Annotated in this window: 7 protein-coding genes and 1 pseudogene; all 8 read right to left on the bottom strand. The window is 39.6% G+C overall.

Going from position 1 to position 6,427, the window contains the following annotated elements; genetic code table 11:
• Positions 1 to 217, bottom strand: a pseudogene (locus tag BLP54_RS16415) (IS5/IS1182 family transposase); the annotation flags it as partial.
• Positions 218 to 336: 119 nt separating this feature from the next.
• Positions 337 to 1,062, bottom strand: a complete 726-nt coding sequence (locus BLP54_RS14500; RefSeq protein ID WP_090171031.1) for a MerR family transcriptional regulator — start codon at positions 1,060 to 1,062, stop codon at positions 337 to 339.
• A gap of 85 nt (positions 1,063 to 1,147) precedes the next feature.
• Positions 1,148 to 1,975 carry a deoxyribonuclease IV gene (locus BLP54_RS14495; RefSeq protein WP_090171028.1) on the bottom strand — a complete coding sequence of 276 codons (828 nt, stop codon included), beginning with the start codon at positions 1,973 to 1,975 and terminating at the stop codon, positions 1,148 to 1,150.
• Positions 1,975 to 3,522, bottom strand: a complete 1,548-nt coding sequence (locus BLP54_RS14490) for a spermidine synthase (protein ID WP_330386173.1) — start codon at positions 3,520 to 3,522, stop codon at positions 1,975 to 1,977. The genes BLP54_RS14495 and BLP54_RS14490 overlap by 1 nt, the downstream gene beginning before the upstream one ends.
• Positions 3,523 to 3,600: 78 nt before the next feature.
• A complete protein-coding gene (locus BLP54_RS14485) occupies positions 3,601 to 4,689 on the bottom strand; it encodes an MFS transporter (RefSeq protein ID WP_090171022.1) in 1,089 nt (362 codons plus the stop codon).
• Positions 4,690 to 4,843: 154 nt separating this feature from the next.
• Positions 4,844 to 5,140: a hypothetical protein gene (locus tag BLP54_RS14480; protein WP_090171019.1), complete on the bottom strand. Its 297-nt coding sequence runs from the start codon at positions 5,138 to 5,140 to the stop codon at positions 4,844 to 4,846.
• Between the two features lie 10 nt (positions 5,141 to 5,150).
• On the bottom strand, positions 5,151 to 5,702 hold the full coding sequence (locus BLP54_RS14475; RefSeq protein ID WP_090171017.1) for a GNAT family N-acetyltransferase: 552 nt from the start codon (positions 5,700 to 5,702) through the stop codon (positions 5,151 to 5,153).
• A 10-nt stretch (positions 5,703 to 5,712) separates the two neighbouring features.
• Complete coding sequence (locus BLP54_RS14470; RefSeq protein ID WP_090171014.1) at positions 5,713 to 6,420, bottom strand: class I SAM-dependent methyltransferase; 708 nt, start codon at positions 6,418 to 6,420, stop codon at positions 5,713 to 5,715.
• Between the last annotated feature and the right edge of the window lie 7 nt (positions 6,421 to 6,427).

Raw genomic sequence — 6,427 nt, 5'->3', positions numbered from 1 at the left:
TGACAATCTTAAGCATCTGACGTGGTGTAGCCTGATTCTTTCTGATTCTGTTATAAGTCTCATAAAGATCAGAAAGATTCATTTCCTCCACAAATGCACTTACCAGGCGTACCGGATCATCGGATGGAATGGATATTTCTATGTCTAGCGGAAGTTTGATTTGATGATACAAGGAAGATACAGTATAATCTCCTTGTAAGATTTTGTTTAGTAGCATAAACTAATTTTACAGCAAAAATCGGGCTTTTCGAAGCCCGATTTTTGTGTTAAACACAGTATTTTCGCATACAAAAAGGGGCCTCGCACTAGTTTCTTAGTGCGACAGCCCCATGAATCTTATTTACAATATGCTTTTATGGCTTCGAAAGCGAAGGCTCCTGTGCCCGCTCCGCCAACCTTATCAATGTTTTCTGTAAACTCTCCGCCGCTGGCGTATGCCTGCCCAAGACCAAGAAGGATCTTGTTATCACATTTGTAGAAGTTCTCAGAAATATAATTTTGAATCTCCTTTACAATACTCTGTGCTGCGGCAGAATCCGGCGAATCATTTTTTACCTCTCCCAGCTTTGCAAAAAGCTGCATGAATTCAGCCCAAAGCTGCTTCTCATCTTCCTTAGTTCTGCCAGCAGACTTCTTCTCAAAATCCTTATAGGCAGCTGTGTTGCCCCACTCTTCCTTTGCCTTCTTTGCATATTCCTCAATTTTACTATTATCAAATACTGAAAAGTCCATTTTCCTTCCTCCTGTTGTTTTAATCTCACGGGCGAAAGCTATCAGGTTTTCTAAGTGTTCCTTCTTCAAGGTTAAAAGCTCTATCTGTTGGTCTAGTACCTTTTCCTTGTCGAAATCAGGATTGTCCACCATATCCTTAATCTCTTTCAGTGGAAACTCAAGCTCTCTGAACAATAAAATCTGCTGCAATCTCTCCATTGCTGTATCGTCATACAGTCTATAACCAGATTCTGTATACTCTGCCGGCTTCAAAAGACCAATCTGATCATAGTATTGCAGGGTGCGTATACTCACTCCCGCTATTTTGCTAACTTCATTTACTGTCATCATTGCTGTCTGCCCCTCCGTGTGCTTTTAATATAAAGTATGACGTAACGTTAGAGTCAAGAAAAAATTTAAGAGGTTTTTCAACCTCTTAAAACCAGCTTTTAACTGTTGCGATTTCTTCGATATATCCGGCATCATCGTTTGGCGTTTCAAGAATAAATGGAAGATTCTGGGTGACTGGATGAAGAGCAATTCTTTTCATAGCTTCCATACCAATACAACCTTGTCCTAGCTTCTCATGTCTATCCTTTGCTGCACCGCATTCATTCTTACTGTCATTGAAATGGATTGCCTTAAGTCTGTCCAAGCCAATCACTTTATCAAACTTAGTCAGTACTCCATCTAAATCATTTACTATATCGTATCCACCATCCCAGATGTGGCAGGTATCGAGACATACCCCAAGCTTTTCATTTAACTCTACACGGTCAATAATCTCTCGGAGTTCTTCGAAGGTCTTACCAACTTCAGAACCTTTTCCAGCCATTGTTTCAAGAAGCACTGTGGTATTCATATCAGCCCAAAGGGATTGATTCAATCCATCTGCTATCTGATGAATTCCAACCTCGGCACCCTGTCCTGTATGAGAGCCTGGATGGAAATTGTAATACTGATTTGGAACCTGCTCCATTCTCTGTAAATCCTGCTGCAGCATATCAAGCCCATTAGCCCTGGTCTCTGGCTTTGCCGAGCAAAGATTCATAGTGTAGCTGGCATGGGCTACAAGTGTTCCAAACTTCTCTTTCTCAAGAATCGCTTGTAGCTTTTCAACATCGGAGGCTTCAATATCCTTTGCTTTTCCACCTCTTGGATTTCTTGTAAACCAAGCAAAGGTGCTTCCGCCAAAATCAGTCATCTGACGTCCCATTGCTTCATATCCATTAGTCACTGATAAGTGACAGCCTATATATATCATTAATTTACCTCTCTTAAAATCAATGAAGTAAGTCCCTCTATTCCCTCTTCATTGAATATTTTTTTGTAATATGCGACCTCATCAGAAATCAACTCATCTATAACTTTCATTCCAAGGAGCTCCACCGGAGCCTTATCGTCAGTCATAATGAGATTTCCTGGATTATATTTTTGCATGCCCACCTGTGCTAAAGACATCATGTAAAACAAGTCTGCATCTGTTTCTTTATCAATGGCTTTAGTCAGATTTTCTTCCATCTGTGGATTGAAGCTGGCATATAAAATCCTGTTAGTGCAGCCCAGTACCTCGGCTGTATAGATATTTGGAAATACTGCCCCTATGGTATCCGCCAGATAGTCATTGATGTTTCCTGGTGAGTTGCTACGCATATTCAAATTCACAACCATCACTCCATCTTCATCTAAATGATCTGCCACCAATTGAAAGAATTCTTTGGAAGACATCTGAAATGGGATGGTTATATCCTGATATGCATCAACCATAATCACATCATATTTATCCTTTGAGGCATTCAGATAAGCTCGACCATCATAAGTGATTACTGGTACACCCTCAGGAAGCTCGAAATAATCCCTTGCAAGCTGCGTAATCTTTTCGTCAATCTCTACACCAGTAATATCCAGGTTATCGTAATATCTCTCGCATTGAGTTGCAAAGGTTCCACTGCCATTTCCCAAGATAAGAATTTTCAAAGGTTCTGATGTTCCTACCATTGGAAGTGACGCCATAGCATAATCATAGTAGAGACCTGTGGGACCTTTGTCCTTTTGATATACCGACTGGACGCCAAAAAGAACATTGGTGGAAAGGATGACCTGATTGCCCTCCTCGTGAACCTGAAGATAATTGTAAATTGATTCACCTTCATATGTTAGATTAGTCTGCCAAAATGCAAAGCTATTGCTATGACCAAGAAGGCAGCAGACTAAAAATATCACAATGCTAGCAGGAACCCTCTTGGCCTGAGAAAAATTTATTTTAGAACTAACAAAATACACTATACAAAGCGCAAGCAAAATTCCTGCAAATATCAGAAATGTGATGGCCGTACCAACTGCAGGAATGCTTATAAAAGTAGGAACAAAGGTGCCTATAATGCTTCCGATGGTATTGCTTGCGTTGAGCTTACCAACGACACTTCCGCTATCATCAAGACTGTCCACAGAAAACTTCACCAGTGATGGAGTCACTGTACCTAAAAGGAATAACGGAAATACGAATATAATCATGCAGGCTGCAAATCCTGCAATGACAAGAAAATTCGTATTTACGGTAAAGATTATCAACGCAGATATAGCTAAAATAACATACTTTCCCACAACTGGTATAGCGGCTATCCATATGGCAGCAATGATAATGCGCTTATATAACTTATCAGGATTTGGGTCCTTATCCGCCATACGGCCTCCATAAAGATTTCCCAGTGCCATAGCAATCATTATCGTACCAATGATAATAGTCCACACAATTTGTGATGAACTGAAATATGGCGCCAGTAACCTACTAGCGCCTAATTCTACTGCCATTACTGACATCCCCGCAAAAAACTCCGTCAAATAGAGATACAATTTGTTTTTTAGAATCGGTCTGTCCATTTTATTCTCCTAAGAAAAAATCCATCCAAAAACAGGTGACAAAATAATCATTATAACGGAAAAAGTGAAGGAATTGATAGACATTAATGTTGCTCTCTGGCTGGATGAAATCATATTGTTTAATACAACATCTGAGCGTACTTCTATAAAGCTGTCAGCAAAGCCTCCTACGAAAGCACCAAGCATCGTCAGGGCAATACTGCCTGTGAAGATTGAGCCGAAGGCTATGGCGATTCCTATGACGGCAAATAGGCTGACATACTTGTATCGTAAATACGTACAGTATTCTATTGCCTTTGCGCCAATGACAGAACCTAAACCTACTGAAAATAATGCTGGCCCAAGCCAGATAGTTTTGATTCCAAGCTGTGGCAATTTTGCCTGTAAGAAGAAAACTATAAGTGTCGCCACTGCGCCTATAAATGCGTTGAATATGATGATTAGTCTTGCCTTACGATTCTCTTTGATGAATCTGACACTCTCTAGAGCCACCTCTTTAAAACGGGCGCTGACACTGGTGTGATGGCTTAACTCACTCTTTGGTTCCATCAGTGTGGTTCCAATTAGGATTGCTGCTGTGGCCATAAGGATGTCCAAGGCATTCGCCTTCTTATATCCAAGCATTAGAGCTATTCCCGCCATAAGAGTACCCAATGAACTGGTTAGGCGATAAATCACCATGTCATTAGAAGCGAACTTGCTGTACTCATTTTCAATGCCTGCTGCCTTTAGGCTGTCGTAAGCTAGCGCTTCTCTGGTACCTGATGCCAAGTTGTAGCTTAGGGCAGAAAAAACCATAGCAACTGATATACCGGCGAAGGTGTTTGTGAATATCATCAGGATGGATGAAATAATAGCCATTACGCTGGCTGTAATCATAACCTTCTTACGTCCAAATACGTCTGCCACTGCTCCTGAAGGCACCTCAAAGATCATGCTCGCTACATGAAATATGCTTTCAAATAATCCAATCTCAACTGTGGAAAATCCTCTTGCGGCAAGTAATGCCACCCAAGAGGCTCCAGCAATCATCAATCCCCCGATTCCATCAATAAAATATAGTTTAGTAATCTGATTTCTAGCTTTATTTGTATTCATTTTAATCTCCTTAATCTTTGCTAATTTATAAAGAATAAGGAGCTAAAACATTTCCTTTCATTAAATGTATATTAACTGTTTTCCAAGTCATTTTATTTCTCCTTTAGTTTTCTCAATTTCCATATTCCCCCCTTCGGCTAAGCCAATCTTTTTCCTAAAACTCCTCTTCTATCTCAGCTATGGCGCACTTGCCACAGAGCTGACCAACAAATTCTTCCATGTAAAAAAACTCGCCATCAAAATAAGAATCAAAATCCTTTATCGCGCCAGACAAAGTAAATGCCTTGCCGCAATCCTTGCATTTTCTCATGACAGACATGGCTACATCATCATCTTCAACCTCATAGTCATCATGCTCCATATCGCCATCTTCATAGCCTTCCAGTGTATGGTTTGCCAAATAATCATCGGATGGTTTTAATTCTCCATCAATCTCTGAAAAAAATCCCATTAATTTACTCCTAACAATTAACCAATTTCAACCAATCTTCCTTTGTCATCAGATTCATGATATTTGTTCTAACTTCGTCTAAGAGCTGAAGCTTCACTTTTTCCTGAGTGTCATGGTATTTGAATCCAAGTTTTTCCTGGACTCTTTTAGATTTTTCATTGCCTTGATAGTATGCACACCATACCTTTTCAACATTTAAATCTTCAAAGGCACGTCTCAATAGCTCTGTACAGGCTTCAGGCATGAGCCCCTGTCCCCAGTATTCTTTGCCAAGCCAATATCCCAACTCGCACTCATTATCATTGTCAAAATGGAACATTAAATCTGCTGTACCAACTGGCTTGCCTGTATCCTTCAGACACAGACAATAGTTTTCCGCATTAGTGAAAACATTATTTATTACATTAACACTTTCTTCTATGTTTGTATGTGCTGGCCAGCCACAAGGAAGTCCTACCTCTGGCTCTTTTGCCATACCAAAAAGGACCTCCGCATCCTCCTCATTCCAATGACGAAATCCTAATCTCTCTGTCTCAAATAAATACTTTGTGTCTCTGCTCATGGTGTACTCCTTATTTTTTACTCATAAAAAATATTCTTCGTGTTTCCTCGTCTTCCCCATCCCAAGCGAAATATGTTACTTCTTCAACATTAAAGAACTGACTAAAAATCTCCGACCATTCCTCATCTGTTCTTGAGGTCATTCTGAGAATTCCATTTACATACATTTCATTCCCATTTTTGAATTCTATTTTTTTCTCTGGCTTACTGACAGGCTCAGCATAAAAATTCATAGCAATAACGATTTTCGCATCCTTGGTAGTTATTCTAGCAAAATTCTTTATGATATCCAAAGCTATATCAGCTGGCAAAACATCTACAACATTACTGCAAAAGATGCCATCATATGATTCTGCAGGTTCATTCTTTAGCCAATCAGTTGAAACACATTCTGCTCTAAGACCATTCTCTATGTTGAAATGTTTCATAAAGCATTTGCAAAGTTCAATTGCATTTTTTCCTACATCGACACAGGTTACATCCTTGCAGCCTGACTTATTTATGGTTATTCCAGCCCAGCCTTCGCCACATCCATAATCCAAAACTCTATTCTGACCAGCAAGTTGTTCAATAATTACTTTTTGCAGTTTAGCTGATGTACATAAATCTTTCCAACCATCCACAGGATCATACTCCTGCTTATATTCATTCTTTGCATCCTCATCCATTTCAAATGCATTATTCCAAAATTTTAGTGCTTCTTTGTAAGTATTATTCATTATTCTG

Origin of the sequence: Pseudobutyrivibrio sp. 49 (assembly GCF_900100545.1) — a bacterium.
Lineage (GTDB): Bacteria > Bacillota > Clostridia > Lachnospirales > Lachnospiraceae > Pseudobutyrivibrio.
Note: the sequence above shows the minus strand (reverse complement) of the source record. Positions and strands in the feature narration are given on the sequence as shown.

Bases quoted from the DNA above. Each gene is read 5' to 3' on its own strand.
- BLP54_RS14500 (WP_090171031.1), bottom strand. From the start codon at position 1,062: ATGATGACAGTAAATGAAGTTAGCAAAATAGCGGGAGTGAGTATACGC.
- BLP54_RS14485 (WP_090171022.1), bottom strand. From the start codon at position 4,689: ATGAATACAAATAAAGCTAGAAATCAGATTACTAAACTATATTTTATT.
- BLP54_RS14475 (WP_090171017.1), bottom strand. From the start codon at position 5,702: ATGAGCAGAGACACAAAGTATTTATTTGAGACAGAGAGATTAGGATTT.
- BLP54_RS14480 (WP_090171019.1), bottom strand. From the start codon at position 5,140: ATGGGATTTTTTTCAGAGATTGATGGAGAATTAAAACCATCCGATGAT.
- BLP54_RS14495 (WP_090171028.1), bottom strand. From the start codon at position 1,975: ATGATATATATAGGCTGTCACTTATCAGTGACTAATGGATATGAAGCA.
- BLP54_RS14470 (WP_090171014.1), bottom strand. From the start codon at position 6,420: ATGAATAATACTTACAAAGAAGCACTAAAATTTTGGAATAATGCATTT.
- BLP54_RS14490 (WP_330386173.1), bottom strand. From the start codon at position 3,522: ATGGCAGTAGAATTAGGCGCTAGTAGGTTACTGGCGCCATATTTCAGT.